At 61.0% G+C, this 14,153-nt stretch carries 20 protein-coding genes; 4 read left to right on the forward strand and 16 right to left on the reverse strand.

The window, feature by feature from the left end; translation table 11 throughout:
* The 10 genes from AC1DV9_RS21390 to ruvC are packed head-to-tail and all read right to left on the reverse strand — an operon-like array spanning window position 1 to window position 4,992.
* The gene (locus AC1DV9_RS21390) at window positions 1–564 is read right to left on the reverse strand and encodes a DinB family protein (protein WP_477949945.1); all 564 of its coding nucleotides are present in this window, start codon (window positions 562–564) and stop codon (window positions 1–3) included.
* Window positions 565–594: 30 nt separating this feature from the next.
* Window positions 595–813 carry a hypervirulence associated TUDOR domain-containing protein gene (locus AC1DV9_RS21395; protein ID WP_477949946.1) on the reverse strand — a complete coding sequence of 73 codons (219 nt, stop codon included), beginning with the start codon at window positions 811–813 and terminating at the stop codon, window positions 595–597.
* 50 nt (window positions 814–863) lie between these two features.
* On the reverse strand, window positions 864–1,376 hold the full coding sequence (locus tag AC1DV9_RS21400; protein WP_477949947.1) for an NUDIX hydrolase: 513 nt from the start codon (window positions 1,374–1,376) through the stop codon (window positions 864–866).
* 8 nt (window positions 1,377–1,384) lie between these two features.
* Complete coding sequence (ruvB, locus tag AC1DV9_RS21405) at window positions 1,385–2,425, reverse strand: Holliday junction branch migration DNA helicase RuvB (RefSeq protein ID WP_112385455.1); 1,041 nt, start codon at window positions 2,423–2,425, stop codon at window positions 1,385–1,387.
* Window positions 2,422–2,820: a PIN domain-containing protein gene (locus AC1DV9_RS21410; protein ID WP_310297344.1), complete on the reverse strand. Its 399-nt coding sequence runs from the start codon at window positions 2,818–2,820 to the stop codon at window positions 2,422–2,424. The genes ruvB and AC1DV9_RS21410 overlap by 4 nt, the downstream gene beginning before the upstream one ends.
* The gene (locus tag AC1DV9_RS21415) at window positions 2,817–3,077 is read right to left on the reverse strand and encodes an AbrB/MazE/SpoVT family DNA-binding domain-containing protein (protein WP_477949948.1); all 261 of its coding nucleotides are present in this window, start codon (window positions 3,075–3,077) and stop codon (window positions 2,817–2,819) included. Before AC1DV9_RS21415 ends, AC1DV9_RS21410 begins: the two co-directional genes overlap by 4 nt.
* Window positions 3,078–3,131: 54 nt before the next feature.
* Window positions 3,132–3,746: a Holliday junction branch migration protein RuvA gene (gene ruvA, locus AC1DV9_RS21420; RefSeq protein ID WP_477949949.1), complete on the reverse strand. Its 615-nt coding sequence runs from the start codon at window positions 3,744–3,746 to the stop codon at window positions 3,132–3,134.
* A 10-nt stretch (window positions 3,747–3,756) separates the two neighbouring features.
* A complete protein-coding gene (locus tag AC1DV9_RS21425; protein ID WP_477949950.1) occupies window positions 3,757–4,170 on the reverse strand; it encodes a type II toxin-antitoxin system VapC family toxin in 414 nt (137 codons plus the stop codon).
* A 1-nt stretch (window position 4,171) separates the two neighbouring features.
* Window positions 4,172–4,423: an AbrB/MazE/SpoVT family DNA-binding domain-containing protein gene (locus tag AC1DV9_RS21430; protein WP_477949951.1), complete on the reverse strand. Its 252-nt coding sequence runs from the start codon at window positions 4,421–4,423 to the stop codon at window positions 4,172–4,174.
* 56 nt (window positions 4,424–4,479) lie between these two features.
* Window positions 4,480–4,992 (reverse strand): crossover junction endodeoxyribonuclease RuvC, encoded by a 513-nt coding sequence (ruvC, locus tag AC1DV9_RS21435; RefSeq protein WP_112385449.1) that lies wholly within the window; start codon window positions 4,990–4,992, stop codon window positions 4,480–4,482.
* Between the two features lie 231 nt (window positions 4,993–5,223).
* Between ruvC and AC1DV9_RS21440 the strand changes: the two genes are divergently transcribed.
* Complete coding sequence (locus AC1DV9_RS21440; protein WP_477949952.1) at window positions 5,224–7,539, forward strand: methyl-accepting chemotaxis protein; 2,316 nt, start codon at window positions 5,224–5,226, stop codon at window positions 7,537–7,539.
* A 66-nt stretch (window positions 7,540–7,605) separates the two neighbouring features.
* On the opposite strand, the gene AC1DV9_RS21445 is transcribed toward AC1DV9_RS21440, so the two are convergent.
* Window positions 7,606–7,851: a hypothetical protein gene (locus tag AC1DV9_RS21445; RefSeq protein ID WP_112518021.1), complete on the reverse strand. Its 246-nt coding sequence runs from the start codon at window positions 7,849–7,851 to the stop codon at window positions 7,606–7,608.
* Window positions 7,852–8,133: 282 nt separating this feature from the next.
* Here AC1DV9_RS21445 and AC1DV9_RS21450 point away from each other — a divergent pair, with 282 nt between their 5' ends.
* Window positions 8,134–9,135, forward strand: coding sequence for an LLM class flavin-dependent oxidoreductase (locus tag AC1DV9_RS21450; RefSeq protein WP_477949953.1), 1,002 nt, complete (start codon window positions 8,134–8,136; stop codon window positions 9,133–9,135).
* Here the strand turns inward: AC1DV9_RS21450 and AC1DV9_RS21455 are convergent.
* From AC1DV9_RS21455 to AC1DV9_RS21475, 5 genes are all read right to left on the reverse strand, one after another.
* Window positions 9,132–9,689, reverse strand: a complete 558-nt coding sequence (locus AC1DV9_RS21455) for an SH3 domain-containing protein (protein ID WP_477949954.1) — start codon at window positions 9,687–9,689, stop codon at window positions 9,132–9,134. The two genes, AC1DV9_RS21450 and AC1DV9_RS21455, sit on opposite strands and share 4 nt — an antisense overlap.
* 1 nt (window position 9,690) lies before the next feature.
* A complete protein-coding gene (locus tag AC1DV9_RS21460; RefSeq protein ID WP_477949955.1) occupies window positions 9,691–10,179 on the reverse strand; it encodes an invasion associated locus B family protein in 489 nt (162 codons plus the stop codon).
* Window positions 10,180–10,331: 152 nt separating this feature from the next.
* Window positions 10,332–10,766, reverse strand: a complete 435-nt coding sequence (locus tag AC1DV9_RS21465) for a DoxX family protein (RefSeq protein WP_477949956.1) — start codon at window positions 10,764–10,766, stop codon at window positions 10,332–10,334.
* A 62-nt stretch (window positions 10,767–10,828) separates the two neighbouring features.
* Window positions 10,829–11,314, reverse strand: coding sequence for a tetratricopeptide repeat protein (locus tag AC1DV9_RS21470; RefSeq protein ID WP_112538713.1), 486 nt, complete (start codon window positions 11,312–11,314; stop codon window positions 10,829–10,831).
* A 20-nt stretch (window positions 11,315–11,334) separates the two neighbouring features.
* On the reverse strand, window positions 11,335–12,309 hold the full coding sequence (locus tag AC1DV9_RS21475; RefSeq protein ID WP_477949957.1) for an MBL fold metallo-hydrolase: 975 nt from the start codon (window positions 12,307–12,309) through the stop codon (window positions 11,335–11,337).
* A gap of 293 nt (window positions 12,310–12,602) precedes the next feature.
* Between AC1DV9_RS21475 and AC1DV9_RS21480 the strand changes: the two genes are divergently transcribed.
* Both AC1DV9_RS21480 and AC1DV9_RS21485 read left to right on the forward strand, forming a co-directional pair.
* Window positions 12,603–13,346: a sigma-70 family RNA polymerase sigma factor gene (locus AC1DV9_RS21480; protein WP_477949958.1), complete on the forward strand. Its 744-nt coding sequence runs from the start codon at window positions 12,603–12,605 to the stop codon at window positions 13,344–13,346.
* A complete protein-coding gene (locus AC1DV9_RS21485; protein WP_477949959.1) occupies window positions 13,343–14,146 on the forward strand; it encodes an anti-sigma factor family protein in 804 nt (267 codons plus the stop codon). The genes AC1DV9_RS21480 and AC1DV9_RS21485 overlap by 4 nt, the downstream gene beginning before the upstream one ends.
* The last annotated feature ends 7 nt before the right edge of the window (window positions 14,147–14,153 follow it).

Here is a 14,153-nt window from a genome sequence, read left to right on the forward strand (position 1 = left end):
TCAGCGCATCAGCTTTTCTTCGTTCCAGCCGAGGGCGGCGATCTCGCCGCCCCGGAAACGGGCATCGTCGTTGACAATGAATTCGTCGAGTTGCGGCGGGCGGACACTGGATTCCGCCAGCATCGCATGTACTTGGCCCCAGTGATGGGTCTGGTGCTGGAAGAGGTGATTGAGGATATCGTCCGCACGCTCCTCTTGAAACCGGCCGCCGCGATCCAGCCTGACGGTGGCCGCCAAGGTCTCCGGCGTCAGCGCTTCGCATAGCGCAACGAGGCGCGCATCGACAGTCCGCTGCTCGGGGATCAGCGCTTCGAGCGTATCGAACGGCTCTTCGATCTTCCATGCATCGGGTCCGAGGCTGCCGCCTTCCAGCCCATCCACGTAGAACCAGTCGACGGTGATGATGTGATTCAGCGTCATCTTGATCGAAGGGAAGAAGCTGGTGCGATGCGCTTCGAATTCGCCCGGCTGCAGCCGGAAGCAGGCATCGAGCAATCTGACATTGGCGAGCGCATTGTTGTAGGCGAGCTTGCGGAAAACCCGGCAGGGATCGAAAACCGTCATGTCATCTCCTGTCGGGCCGGTCATCGCCCATCAATGAACCTTCCTGATTTCCGAGTGGCTCTTCAAGACCTTGCCGCCATCTTCCTGCTCGATCAGATAGGCGGGTTCCTCGTTGGTCGCCTTCCGCTTGATGTCGGCGCCCTCGATGGTGCGCTCGACGTCTTCGGTGAAGCTCTCAGCGATCCTGCCCGTTCCCTTGCCTCTGCCCCATGTCCACTCGACGCTCGTGCCCGTCCTGTATTTCTGCATGGCGATGCTCCTTGTTCAGGATGCAATGCGCGGAGAAGGGGACAGTTCCCTCAATCGTCCCGGTCGAGGTCGCCGTCGCGCCAGACGACGTGGCGCGGTGCCGGAGGAAGCGCCTCGATCTCGTCAGCAATGAAATAGGGCGGAATATCGAGCGCCTTCAGCGCTTCGCGGGTGGCGGGCACCCATTTGAACTCTAGAATGCTCTTGCCGTCCTCGATCTGATGGACGATCTCGTTTGGCCGGAAAGGGAAGCTTTCGGGGACTTCCATCAGATAATAGAGCCCAAGTTCGTGCCAGTCGCGCTTCTCGAAATGAAAGAAATTCTCGACGATCCAGAGCAGGCGGCCGACCTCGACTGTCACACCGAGCTCTTCCACCATCTCGCGCCGCAGCGTTTCTTCCGAGGTCTCGCCAATCTCGGCGCGGCCACCCGGAAATGTCCAGAAAGGCTCATGGACGGCCCGGTGAACGAGGACATGGCCATCGCGGAAGCCGAGCCCGGCAATGCGGTAGTTGAAGCGTCCGGCACTGCCATCCAGCCGGATCATCGTTCTCTTCGGCATCGGCGCGCTCAGTCGTCTTGCTGGAAGAGCCGGAACTGTGCGGCTTCCAGGTCTTTCGGCGGCTGCATGCCGAGGTGCTTCCAGGCGGTTGCGGTGAGTACACGGCCGCGCGGCGTGCGCTGGATGAAGCCCTGCTGGATCATGTAGGGCTCGATGATGTCCTCGATCGCATCGCGCGGCTCGGAAAGGCCGGCGGCGATGGTCTCGATGCCGACAGGGCCGCCGCCGAAATTGACGGCAATCATGTTGAGGTAGCGCTTGTCGAGCTGGTCGAGGCCCATATTGTCGACGAGCAGCCGGGTCAGCGCCTCGTCTGCGATCTCGCGGGTGACGGCCTCGGCCCTAGCGACTTCGGCAAAATCACGGACGCGGCGCAGCAAGCGCCCGGCGATGCGCGGCGTGCCGCGGGCGCGGCGGGCGATTTCCTTGGCACCCTCGTCGGTCATCGGCAGGTTCATCAGCCGCGCGCCGCGGCGGACGATCAGCTCCAGTTCCTCGACGGTGTAGAAGGAGAGACGCACCGGAATGCCGAAGCGGTCGCGCAGCGGCGTGGTCAGCAGGCCAAGGCGGGTAGTGGCGGCGACGAGGGTGAATTTCGACAGGTCGATCTTCACAGAACGGGCGGCCGGGCCTTCGCCGATGATCAGGTCGAGCTGGAAGTCTTCCATCGCCGGATAGAGGATTTCCTCGACAGCCGGGCTCAGGCGGTGGATTTCGTCGATGAAGAGCACGTCACGTTCTTCGAGATTGGTGAGCAGCGCCGCAAGGTCGCCGGCCTTGGCGATAACGGGACCAGAGGTGGAGCGGAAATTGACGCCGAGTTCCTTCGCCATGATCTGCGCCAGCGTCGTCTTGCCGAGACCGGGCGGGCCGACGAACAGGACGTGATCCAGCGCCTCGCCACGGTTCTTGGCGGCCTCGATGAAGATCTTCAGGTTTGCGCGTGCTTCGGCCTGGCCGGTGAACTCATCCAGCGACTGTGGACGCAGCGTCGCATCAAAATCTTCGCCCTTCTTTTCCGGCGATATCAGGCGGGCGGGGTCGCTCATGTCAGTAGTTCCATTCCAGGGACGCCTCTGGCAGCTCGCTGATCGAAAGTTTTCGTAACAGAGCAGCCGGCATCTCGATTCCTAAGAGCTATGAAAACATCGGCAAATTCGGCTGTCGTTTGCGCCATCACATCAAGCGTCTCTTCAACGATGTTTTCGTCCTCCAGAATGAGGTCGGCGGCATCCAGCAGATCGGAAACTGCTTCCATGATCTCTTCACGCTTTAGCTTGATGCGCTGTCGCAGAAACCAAGTCACCTCCATCAGGGTAATACAGCTTATATAGCCCGGCCCTGCCTCAGGAAGCGACGCGAAAAGAAGCTCGACCTTCTTAGCCTGCTCTGCATCATCCTTGAGAAAAAGGCGCAGCAAAATATTTGTGTCGACGCCGATCATTTTGCCGCGGCGACCCTTTGCGCGATAGAGTCTCCGACAGCCTGATCCATGTCATCGAGCGAGAAGGTCGTGCGATATGGATCGTGAAACTTTCCCGCGAGATCGATCGCGCGCTTGTTCTTCGCCTTGATGAAAACCTTACCATCGCTGTGGATGTAGCGAATTTTATCGCCAGGCTTCAGGTGCAAGAGTTCGCGAACTTCTGCGGGAACAGTTGTCTGGCCCTTTGATGTCAATGTACCGTAATAGATATTCATCTAAACCTCCTTACGTTTTAAATATAGTAAGGAATAAGTGATTTCGCAAGGAAATCATCGCGCCAACTCCATCAGCCCCAGCCGGATCAGCTTGGCGCTATCGGCACCTTCGCCGGCGGTCTTCATGGCGGCGGCGACGGCGTTGGCGGCCTGATCACGGGAATAGCCGAGATTGGTCAGCGCCGAGACGGCATCGGCAACCGGGGCCGAAGCCACGCCTTCGCCGAGTTCCTGCTTGAGGCCGATATTCATCGCCTCGCCGGCGTAGGCGGGTGCCTTGTTCTTCAGTTCGGTGACGATACGGACCGCGACCTTCGGCCCAACCCCTTGAGCGCGTGAGACGACGGTCTTGTCCTGGAGGGCAATGGCATTGGCGAGTTCCGGCGGCGTCAGGGTCGAAAGCACGGCGAGCGCCACCTTGGCGCCGACGCCCTGAACGCTCTGCAGCAGGTTGAACCACTCGCGCTCAAGCACGCTCATGAAGCCGAAAAGCTTCAGCTGGTCCTCGCGGACATAGGTCTCGATGAAGAGGACGCAGGCCTCTCCGACGGAACCGAGCTTCGACAGGGTGCGGCCGGAGCAATGGGCGACGTAACAGACACCATGCACATCGACGAGCACATAGTCTTCGCCGATTTCCTCGATGGTGCCTTTGAGCTTGCCGATCATGATATGTCCGTCAGGGGTGGGTTTCGGGAGTGATGAGGTCGAGCGACGGGAAGTAGGCGCGGTAGCCCTTCACATCGCGTGTCAGCAGTGAATAGCCGCGTATGGCGGCATGCGCGCCGATCAGAAAATCCGGCAGCACACGTTCGCGCTGGCCGCCGGCCTTGCGATAGATGCGGAATGCGGCTGCGGCCGCAAAAGCCGCTGGCCAAGGGAGGTTTTCCCGGCGGAAGGCGTCTTCCGGCAGTGCGTCATCGACTTCATCGATATCGCGGTAGCGTACTGAAAACTCGGCATAGATGATCGGGTTGATGAGCACCGGCCCCTGATCGAACGCTTCGATCGTCCGTTGCCTTGACCAGCCATGCCAATTGGACGACGGGACGGCGAGATCGACCAGCACGTTGGTGTCAATCAAGGTCGCCATATCAGCGGTCACGTGTGATGGACATGAGCACGTCGGCATCGATCGCCTGATCACCGGTCCCTTCAAGCTTGGAGATCGCCCTGAGGACTTGATCAAGACGGTTTCGATCTTCGATGGCGCGACGACCAGCCTTCGGGGAGACAACCAGCTTGCCGCCTTCCATGGAGAACACGACTTCGCTGTTTGGCTCTATACCGGCCAGCTCGCGGAGATCGCGGGGAATCGTGACCTGACCTTTCGAGGTAACGCGCATGACTTGCTCCTTCAAAGTAAGAATAATCCCTACCTAGAGAACAAGTCAAGAACAAACTATCCCGCCAGCGCTGCCAGGCGCATGCGGTTGCTGCCGCGATTGTGGGCGTGGCAGATGGCGATCGCCAGCGCATCCGCGGCGTCGTCGCCCTTGAATTCCACCTTCGGCATCAGAATCTTCAGCATCATGTGGATCTGCTTCTTTTCCCCGTGGCCGACACCGATGACAGCTTTCTTGACAGCGTTCGGCGCATATTCGGAAACCTGCAGGCCGGCGCGGGCCGGAACCAGCATGGCGATGCCTCGGGCCTGGCCGAGCTTCAGTGTCGCGACCGCGTCCTTGTTGACGAAGGTCTGTTCGACGGCAGCTTCATCGGGTGTGTAGCTGTGGACGATCTCGGCAAGGCCGTCATGCAGCTGGCAGAGGCGGGAGGCAAGATCCATGTCACCGTCCGAGGTGACGGTCCCCGATGCGACGAAGCGCAGCGAATTGCCCAGCGTGTCGATGACGCCCCATCCCGTGCGGCGCAGGCCGGGATCGATGCCGATGATGCGAATCGTGTTTTGCATGGCTCACCATATTGCAGTTGCAAAATAACTGCCATTGATATGTGAACAAAACAAAAACATCCCTTGTTTTTGTGTCGCGCCGTTTACTGCGAATTAAATCAGTTGTCTGAAATCTAATCCATCAAATGTGAGAGGGGCTCCTTTTTCGGAAGGTTAAGGCCCCCAGTGTTCTGTTTTCGGTCAAGCCAGCTGCGAAAAGCCAGGCAAGCCGCTCCGGAAGGGTTCTAGTTTATGGCTCAGAGATTTCAGTCTCTATCGTTTAAAGTGATTGCGACTTTCATTCTGCTCACGGCACTTGCCGTCAGTACCATCAGCGTGCTCGGCTATTTCGCCAGCAGCCGCATTTCCGACGAGCAGGCGCTGAAGGCGAAGGAGAGCGTGCTCATCTTCCGCGGCGACATGCTGCAGGATCAGCTGGAGCAGCTTGAAAACCAGGCGAATTCGATTGCGCGTATCGAAGCGCTGCAGATGTCGATCACCAGCCTGAAGAGCGGCTGGAAGACCATCGAGAAATCCTCGGGCGATGCCCGTGCGGAACTGAAGAAGGTCTTCATCACCAACAATCCGAACCCGGCCGATCAGCGCGAAAAGCTGATGAAGCCGGAGGGGCCGAGCGGTTTCTACTATTCCAACCATGAGAAGACCCAGGGCGAGGTCGCCCGCGACCTCGAGAACACGGCCTTCAGCGATCTGCTGATCGCCGACATGGATGGTTTCGTCCTCTATTCCTACAAGAAGGACGACAATTTCGCCGAAAACCTGAAGGCCGATGCCTGGAAGGCGACCGGTGCCGGTCTCGCCTATGCGAAGGCTGTCGAGAACACCGCAAAGGCGACCGACGATTCCGCGCCGACAGGCTTCTCGGGTCTGCGCGTCGATGCGGGCAAGTCGGGGATCTTCTATGCCGTTCCGATCGTCAAGCTCGGTCTGGCGAAGGGCATCATTCTGTTCAAGGTTCGTGATGATATCGTCACCGGTATCCTGTCGAAGGGCATTGTCTCCGGCAGCACGGCGCAGGCGGCGATCATTTCCAGCGATGGTTCGGCGGTCGGTCTTGCAGACGGCAAGCTGGCGACGCTCGATACTGCGTCCTTCACTTTCATTCCGGATGCGCTCGCCAACAATCAGGGCATGACGGTCGATGACTTCGACCGCGCTGATGGCTCGGCCCGCGCCTATGTTCGCGGCATCGATTATCACGGCGACCGCTTTCTGGTGGTCGAGAGCGTCCGTCTCAGCGAGCTCAATGCCGGCTCGATCGAGATCGCCACGCTGCTGACGATGATCGGCCTCGGTGCACTCGTCGTTATGGCGATTGCTACCGGCCTGATCACCAAGCTCCTGTTCTCGCCGCTCGCCCGTCTTGCCGGCAACACCCGCGACGTGGCCGACGGCAAGCTCGATACCGAGATCGGCAGCCAGAACCGCCACGACGAAATCGGCACGATGGCCAAGGCTCTTGCCCGTTTCAAGCAGTCGCTGCTCGAAAGCCGCGAGCTCGAAGCCGCAAGTGCCGAGACCCGCACCCGCGCCGAGCGCGATCGCCAGGAAAACATGGCGCTGCGCGAAGCCGAGGCGAAGAGCCTGCAGGATGTCGTCCAGGCGCTCGACGAGGGTCTGCATCATCTGGCCAGCGGAAATCTCGCTTATCAGATCGAGACGCGCTTCCCGCGCGAGCTTGAGGGCCTACGCGTCAACTTCAACGAGGCGCTGGCAACGCTCAGCGAAACGATGACGGCGATCGGCGGAAACTCGATGGCCGTCCGTTCCGGCTCGGAAGAGATGCGCAACGGCGCCGACGATCTGGCCGGCCGCACCGAGCGTCAGGCCGCCTCGATCACCGAGACCGCCAATGCGATCGATGCCATTACGCAGTCGGTCCGTATCCAGATCGAGCGCGCCGAGCAGGCCGAGCGGATCGCCCGTGACGCGAAGAAAGAAACGGCGGGATCGAGCGATATCATGCGCGAGACGATCGCCGCGATGGAGGCGATCCAGTCGTCTTCGCGCCAGATCAACTCGATCATCTCGGTCATCGACGAAATCGCCTTCCAGACGAACCTGCTGGCGCTGAATGCCGGTGTCGAGGCAGCGCGTGCCGGTGAATCCGGCAAGGGCTTTGCCGTCGTCGCGATGGAAGTCCGTGAACTGGCACAGCGCTCCTCGAGCGCTGCCAAAGAAATCGCCAGTCTGCTGCAGAAGTCGACACATGAGGTTGAAAGCGGCGTGTCGCTAGTCGAGCGGGCAGGGGTTGCGCTGACCGGTATCGGCAGCCGCGTCGAAGCGATCAACGGCCAGATCCATGAGATCATGGAATCGACCCGCGAAGAGGCCGACACGCTGCGCCAGATCAACAGCGCGGTTTCCGAACTGGATTCGATGACGCAGCAGAACGCGGCGATGGTCGAGGAAAGCACGGCGGCGATCCACCGTCTCGCCAGCGAGGCGCTGGAGATGGACCGCCAGCTCGGCAACTTCACGCTGCCGCAGGGCCATCACCACCAAAGCGCGGAAGTGCATGTGCTCAGGCACCGCCGCGCTTCGTAACGCCTTCAAAGTGTCAGGCGACTCCGCCATCAGTTGGATCTGGAGTCGCTTGAAACAGCTGCCTCATCAGAGGCTCAGGTCCAGACCGAGCTTCCTGCTCAGCAGGAAGGCGGCAAGCCCCACGCCGAGTACCGCCAGCGCGAAGACGGCGGCCATCATGCCGCCCGATCGCAGTAGCGCTCGCCTGTCGCTTTTCTCGGCACGGTCATAATGCCACTTGATGGCGAAGAACATCGCTATTCCCAAGGCAAGAACCTTGAATGTAACGAAGACGACAGGGACCCAATCCATCTCAAACACTCTCGTATGCATAAGCTGCGCTCCTTATGATCCCATCGCGGGCAAGCGCCTACTTCTGATTATGCAACGCAGATATGTCATAGTAGGTGGTGGTTATTTAGCCCGTACTGCTGGCTCAGGAATGACCGCCTAGGGCCTGCGATGACAACGACATGCGGAATGCCGGAATTTGGTTTCCACATCTACGTTGATGGCAGGCGGCCGATCGGCCCTTTTTCTTTGCTCGGGGTTTGGATGCGGCGGCGTTACCACCTACATAGCCGGTAGCCCCACATTCCCGACCGGCAGGTTTTCATGATTCCCTTTTCCATCCTCGATCTTTCGCCCGTTCCAGAGGGCACGACCGTCAGCCAATCTCTCGCGGGTTCCGCGCGGATGGCGCAGAAGGCGGAAGAATATGGCTACAAGCGTTTCTGGCTTGCCGAGCATCACGGCATGCCGGGGATTGCCAGTGCCGCGACGGCGGTGGTTATCGGCCATGTTGGTGCGGCGACGAAGACGATCCGCATCGGATCGGGCGGCGTCATGCTGCCGAACCATTCGCCGCTTGTGATCGCCGAGCAGTTCGGCACGCTCGCCGCACTCTTCCCCGGCCGCGTCGATCTCGGTCTCGGCCGCGCGCCGGGAACGGATATGCGCACCGCCCAGGCGCTGCGCCGTAACCTTGATGCCGGCGCCCAGAGCTTCCCTCATGATGTCGTCGAACTGCAGCAGCTGCTCGGAGAGCCGGTCGAGAACCAGGCAATCCTCGCGGTGCCCGGCAACCGGACGCATGTGCCGATCTGGCTGCTTGGCTCCAGCCTCTACAGCGCCCAGCTCGCCGCCATGCTCGGTCTTCCCTATGCCTTCGCTTCGCATTTCGCGCCGGATTCGCTGCTCGATGCGATCGATATCTACCGCAGCAAGTTCCAGCCCTCCGCCGTCCTCGACCAGCCCTATGTGATGGCTGGTGTGATGGGGTCGGTGGCGCCGACCGATGAGGAGGCCGAGTATCACTTCACTTCGGCGCAGCAGCAGTTCGTCAATCTCCGGCGCAATGTTCGTGGCCAGTTCCCGAAGCCTGTGAAGGATATGGAGAGCTTCTGGTCTCCGATGGAAAAGCTCAATGTCGAGCATACGCTGCGCTATGCCGTCGTCGGCTCGCCGCAGACGGCTGAAGCCAAGCTCAAGGAGTTTCTGAAAGAGACGGAGGCCGACGAGCTGATCATCTCCATGCCGATCCACGATATCGAGGCGCGGCTGAAGTCGGTCGAGCTGTTCGCGGGGCTCGGCAGCTTTGTGAGCGCCGCCGCCTAATCGGCGATTGTCTCGCCGGGATAGACACCCCAGAGGGCCGATTGCTCGACGAAGCCGGTGAGGTTCTCGTGTGGCAGGCCGATGCTGCACCAGGCTCCGTCGCAGCTTCCGACATGGACGAGGACGCGGGCCATCAACGCCGCCGAGATAGCCGCACTTTCCCGGGCTCCGGTGTGAAGTGCGGCGGGCTCTCTCAGCCAGGGGCCGATCACCGCGGTCCGGCGCGAGGAGAGCAGGGCGCGATGCATCCAGCCGGTGATGCCATCGCTATCGCGCACCTGACGCCAATTGTCGTATTCGGCGGTGATCTCCAGCGGCAGGCCTGATTTCACGTAAATCCACTTGGTCCCGTAATCCAGCGACGGGCCGATGCGCATCCGTGCGTTGGCCGATTTGAGCGAGACGAAACGGGGAACCGGCAGACCGGTTTCCCGGCCTTTTGGTGCGCTTGTCTCAACCGGGATTGCCGATGCCGGGCTGGCCAGGCAGGCGGCAAACAGGCCGCAGAGGGCAAGCAGCCCCATCGTCCGGCGCAGAAGAGAAAAACGGCGCATGTCAGCTACAGCTGGTGACCTGTTTCAAGGCGGCGGTGATGCCATCGAGCGAATAGGTGTAGCTGGTATCCGTCCCCCGGCTGGAGGTCGCCTCGATCACCATCTCGCTGCCACCGCGCATGGCGCGGATCATTTCCGGTTCACGCTCCTCATGCTGCATCCAGGCGGCGTTCTCGCGGGTGAACATCCAGAAAGTCTGGTCGCCGATGCGCACCTTCACGCGCGATCCCTGCTTCAACTCGTAGCCCATTCGCGCCTGTGGTTCGTATTTCGCAGAGGCGCCGGGGCCGACCATGAAGAAATTCTTGCCGTGATCGACGCTGGCCGGCGTCTGGCCTGTCGGTACGGTCAGCAGATAGCAGACCGTCTGGCCATCGGCCTTGTAGGAATAGACGCCCCAATCGTTGAAGCGCTTGACCATTGTGGGCTGTGCTTGGGCGGCGAAGGCGTAAAGCAGCGAAATGGAGAGAGTGAGAGCAAGTTTCTTCATGGCATTTTCCCCGCCGATGGTGTGAGAGACGCTGGCCTGAGACAGACCGGCTGGAGGCAGGGACATTGAAGGGTTGCAGCGTTACCGCTTTCTTAAAATCAGGCTGCGGCTCACGGAGCTGTGAACCGCTTTGATCCAGATCATCGCGGAAGTTAGAAGAGGGCAGCCACCGGCGCCGGGACGATGCGCTTCAGGACCGCATCGACAGATAGCGATCCGGCACCCGAGATCGCCAGCACAAACATGCCGCCGGCGATCGCAAGGTCCTTCTCGAAATGCAGCAGTTCGTTCTGGCTGGTGAAATCGGTGTGGAAGAGCAGGGCCGTCATCAGGCAAAAGATGCCGAGTGCAACAGCGCCCAGCCGTGTGGCCATGCCTGCCGCGACCGAGAAGCCCGCCGCAAGCTGCAGCAGGATGACGCCGACAGCGACCGGCAGTTCGAGACCGAGCCTTTCGAAGGCCGCTGCCGTGGCGTTGAAGTTCAGCGCCAGCGTTGCGCCTTCATGCAGGAAGATGGCCGAGAGCAGCAGACGTCCGGCGAGAAGTGCTGCATTGCTGCCGGCGGATCGGATAGGGGAATGTTCCATGATCATCTCCAATGGGTGAGCAGGGCGAGCGGCATCTGCCGCCCGCCCCGGGGCAATCACCGTCAGTTGCCGCCCCGTGCGGCGATCGCCTCTTGTAGGTCTTCCAGCTCCTCGCAGCCTGCAGGGCACAGCTGCTTCAGCGAAGCGAGCTGCTCGTTTGCCTTGTCGGGCTTGCCGGTCTGCAGATAGAGCTCGCCGAGATATTCATGGGCCGCCTTGTGATCGGGCTGCAGTTCGAGAGCCTTGGTGTAGTAGGTCAGCGACGTGTCGTAGTCGCCGGTCATGCGCAGCGTGTAGCCGAGCAGGTTGTAGACATCGGCCTGCTGGTTATCCTCGGCGAGGCCGCGCAATTCCTCGAGTGCGCCCTGATAGTCCTTGGCGGCGATCTTGGCGCGGACGGAAGTGAGGTCCGGGCCGTCGCCGGTTTCCATGTTGTCGACGGCAAAGGCCGGCATCGCTGTCAGCGCCGAGATGGCCGAGCCGCCTGCCGACAGCGCGCAGAAGCTGATGACGCCGAGAACGGCGTAGCGGGTGAATGATCTTTTCATGGTAATTGTCTCCTAAGGCGTCAGACCTGGCTGGTAGGCGTGAAGGCATAGGCATTTCCGTCCTTGACGAAGCTGCCGGAGCCGGGGAAGGGGAAGTGCGAGCCGCAGATGGCGATCTTGTCCGATATGACGCGATCGATCAGCTTGCGGCGGCTGGTGATGGCAAGCGGTCCGTCCTGATCGTAGCTGCCCTGCCATTCCGGGTGCGGCGCCAGCAGCGCCGGGACGTACATGATGTCGGCCGAAACCAGCAGCTGGCTTTTTCCGGAGTTGACCAGATAGGTCGAATGACCCGGCGTATGGCCTGGCGCCGAAATCAGCTCGATGCCGGGCGCCACCTGCGCACCGTCCTCCACCAGTTTCCAGTTCTTCCATTTCGGGAAGACTTCAGCAATGCGCTTTCCGGCAGGCTTGCGGCCCTCGGCGAGTTTCGAGAGGCGGCCGGGGTCGGTCCACCAGTTGTATTCGGCCGAATGGACGATAAGTTCGGCATTCGGGAAGACAGGCGCATTGGTGCCCTTTTCCATTAGGCCCCAGACGTGGTCAGGGTGGAAATGCGAGATCATGACCGTGTCGATCTTGCGGTAGTCGATGCCGGCGGCTGCCATGTTGCCGGGAAGGTTGGTTGCATTGGCCTGCCACTGGCCGACGCCGGAGCCGGCATCCATCATGATCAGCCGTCCGCCGACCTTGAGGACGACCACCGTCAGCGGGATCGGCATGAAATCGGTCGGCAGATGCGCCTTGGCGAGCGCATCCTTGGTCTCGTCGACCGTGGCGTTCTTGATGAAGGCGGGATCGTGCGGCTTGCGCCAGATGCCGTCATAGATTGCTGTCACTTCGATATCGCCGACATTGTAGCGGTAGAAGCCGGTTGCCGGTTCGTCCGGCGATGCGGCGAAGGCCGGGGGTACGAATTCGAGCTTCGATGCGAGGCCGAATGCGGCTGCCGCGGCGGCCGAACCAAGCAGTGTACGGCGTGACATTTCAAACATTGGGATGCCTCTTCTGGCTTGTCCTGTGTCTCAGCGGAGACGGGATGGGTTCGACGCCGCCGCTGAATAACTAGACCGGAGAGGCCTGCTGCTTATTCCGAGCCTGTCGTAATTTTCCATGCAAGTCATTGAGAATGAACGGCTAATTTTTTCACCCCGGCAAAGCGGTCAAAAAAATCTCAGTCGGCAGGGAATAAAACCGGGCGCTTGGCGATCTAGGCAATAAAGGGTCGCATTGCGCTAACGGCGGCCCGAGGACTAGAGTCGGCTGCGCTGCAGCCGCAGAGGGTGCGATGACCGAAGCCTGTATTGCTTTCCCCACATCGTTCGACGACCAGCTGGCCGAGGCTGTGCTGCGCTGGCACCGCCGCACGCGATCGTTTTCGCAGCTCGCAAGCAACTTTCTTACCGAGGCAGCGTCCATCCTTGTCGGCTACATGGAAATGGCACGGGCGAAGGGTGGACAGCAGGCCTCTGCCGCCTTCGAGCAGCCTGATCACACGCTGCGTTTTCAGCAGAACATTCTTCCACACATGGATGCCGCTTATAACTTTGCGCGCTTTCTCAGCCGCGATCAGGATGCGGCGCAGGATATCGTCCAGGACGCCTTCCTGCGCGCCTATCGCAGCTTCGAGACCTATCGCGGCTGCGATTCACGGGCCTGGATTTTTGCCATCGTCCGGAACTGCTATCTCGCCTGGCAGCAGCAGGGACGGCGTAAGGCACGTTTCGAAACGCCGCTGGATGCCGATGCCGGAAGCGACAGTCCGGCGCATGAGATCGCATCGGATGACGAGACAGCGGAGACAGCGATGATCCGCGAGAGCGAGACATCGCGCGTACGCCATGTCATCGGCCTGCTTCCGGAGGCGATGCGGGAAATTCTGGTACTGCGCGAACTCGAGGAGCTTTCCTATAAACAGATCGCCGAGGTCATCGATGTGCCAATCGGTACCGTGATGTCGCGCATCGCCCGGGCGCGGCGCGAATTCGGCGAAGCCTGGGATGCGTTTGAGAATGGCGGGGTACGGGTATGACCGAGGCGCCGAAGCAGGGCTGCAACCAGTGGGGGCCGGTGGTGCATGCCTTCATCGACGGCGAGCTGGATCTGGTGCGCGCGGCCGAGCTGGAAAGTCATCTGGCGGGGTGCCCGGATTGCCGGGCGGAGATCGAAAGGGTGCGCGGGGTGCGGCAACGGATCGGACAGGACGGCGTGCGCTTCAAGCTTCCGGACGAGGTCCGGTCGCAGGTTCTTTCCGCGCTGTCGCGCGAGCAGGCCATCTCCTCATCCGCTCTTCAGCTGCGCCAGAAGCCTGCTTCGCCGTGGGACCGTTTCTTTCGTTTCGTTCGCGACTGGAGCTTCGTGCCGTCACTGGCGGCGCTGGCGGCGAGCGCAATGCTGTTCGCCACCGCGCCGGTGCCGGATCTCGGCATCGAGGACCAGCTGCTGGCGAGCCATGTCCATTCGATGCTCGCCGATCACCTCGTCGATGTGCAGACCTCGAACCAGCATACGGTAAAGCCCTGGTTCAACGGCCGCATCGATTTCTCGCCGCCCGTCAACGATCTCGCCAAGGATGGTTTCCCGCTGGTCGGCGGCCGGGTCGATTATATCGGCGGCCGGGTGGTGGCGGCACTCGTCTACCGGCGCAACGGTCACGTCATCAACCTGTTCATCTGGCCGCAGACGGCCGGCCGGCAGGCGACGCGAGAGCATGACGGCTACAACATGACGGACTGGTCGTCCGATGGACTGGTCTTCTGGGCGGTCTCCGATGTCAGTGCTGGCGATCTCGCCGCCTTCCGCGACAGCTTCATCCGGGCGGCCGCACCCTGATCCAACG

It is taken from the genome of Rhizobium sp. 01L410, assembly GCF_056400165.1.

What these genes read in the sequence shown, in the direction of transcription:
- AC1DV9_RS21390 (WP_477949945.1), bottom strand. Translation starts at nt 564, where the DNA reads ATGACGGTTTTCGATCCCTGCCGGGTTTTCCGCAAGCTCGCCTACAAC.
- AC1DV9_RS21395 (WP_477949946.1), bottom strand. Translation starts at nt 813, where the DNA reads ATGCAGAAATACAGGACGGGCACGAGCGTCGAGTGGACATGGGGCAGA.
- AC1DV9_RS21400 (WP_477949947.1), bottom strand. Translation starts at nt 1,376, where the DNA reads ATGCCGAAGAGAACGATGATCCGGCTGGATGGCAGTGCCGGACGCTTC.
- ruvB (WP_112385455.1), bottom strand. Translation starts at nt 2,425, where the DNA reads ATGAGCGACCCCGCCCGCCTGATATCGCCGGAAAAGAAGGGCGAAGAT.
- AC1DV9_RS21410 (WP_310297344.1), bottom strand. Translation starts at nt 2,820, where the DNA reads ATGATCGGCGTCGACACAAATATTTTGCTGCGCCTTTTTCTCAAGGAT.
- AC1DV9_RS21415 (WP_477949948.1), bottom strand. Translation starts at nt 3,077, where the DNA reads ATGAATATCTATTACGGTACATTGACATCAAAGGGCCAGACAACTGTT.
- ruvA (WP_477949949.1), bottom strand. Translation starts at nt 3,746, where the DNA reads ATGATCGGCAAGCTCAAAGGCACCATCGAGGAAATCGGCGAAGACTAT.
- AC1DV9_RS21425 (WP_477949950.1), bottom strand. Translation starts at nt 4,170, where the DNA reads ATGGCGACCTTGATTGACACCAACGTGCTGGTCGATCTCGCCGTCCCG.
- AC1DV9_RS21430 (WP_477949951.1), bottom strand. Translation starts at nt 4,423, where the DNA reads ATGCGCGTTACCTCGAAAGGTCAGGTCACGATTCCCCGCGATCTCCGC.
- ruvC (WP_112385449.1), bottom strand. Translation starts at nt 4,992, where the DNA reads ATGCAAAACACGATTCGCATCATCGGCATCGATCCCGGCCTGCGCCGC.
- AC1DV9_RS21440 (WP_477949952.1), top strand. Translation starts at nt 5,224, where the DNA reads ATGGCTCAGAGATTTCAGTCTCTATCGTTTAAAGTGATTGCGACTTTC.
- AC1DV9_RS21445 (WP_112518021.1), bottom strand. Translation starts at nt 7,851, where the DNA reads ATGCATACGAGAGTGTTTGAGATGGATTGGGTCCCTGTCGTCTTCGTT.
- AC1DV9_RS21450 (WP_477949953.1), top strand. Translation starts at nt 8,134, where the DNA reads ATGATTCCCTTTTCCATCCTCGATCTTTCGCCCGTTCCAGAGGGCACG.
- AC1DV9_RS21455 (WP_477949954.1), bottom strand. Translation starts at nt 9,689, where the DNA reads ATGCGCCGTTTTTCTCTTCTGCGCCGGACGATGGGGCTGCTTGCCCTC.
- AC1DV9_RS21460 (WP_477949955.1), bottom strand. Translation starts at nt 10,179, where the DNA reads ATGAAGAAACTTGCTCTCACTCTCTCCATTTCGCTGCTTTACGCCTTC.
- AC1DV9_RS21465 (WP_477949956.1), bottom strand. Translation starts at nt 10,766, where the DNA reads ATGGAACATTCCCCTATCCGATCCGCCGGCAGCAATGCAGCACTTCTC.
- AC1DV9_RS21470 (WP_112538713.1), bottom strand. Translation starts at nt 11,314, where the DNA reads ATGAAAAGATCATTCACCCGCTACGCCGTTCTCGGCGTCATCAGCTTC.
- AC1DV9_RS21475 (WP_477949957.1), bottom strand. Translation starts at nt 12,309, where the DNA reads ATGTTTGAAATGTCACGCCGTACACTGCTTGGTTCGGCCGCCGCGGCA.
- AC1DV9_RS21480 (WP_477949958.1), top strand. Translation starts at nt 12,603, where the DNA reads ATGACCGAAGCCTGTATTGCTTTCCCCACATCGTTCGACGACCAGCTG.
- AC1DV9_RS21485 (WP_477949959.1), top strand. Translation starts at nt 13,343, where the DNA reads ATGACCGAGGCGCCGAAGCAGGGCTGCAACCAGTGGGGGCCGGTGGTG.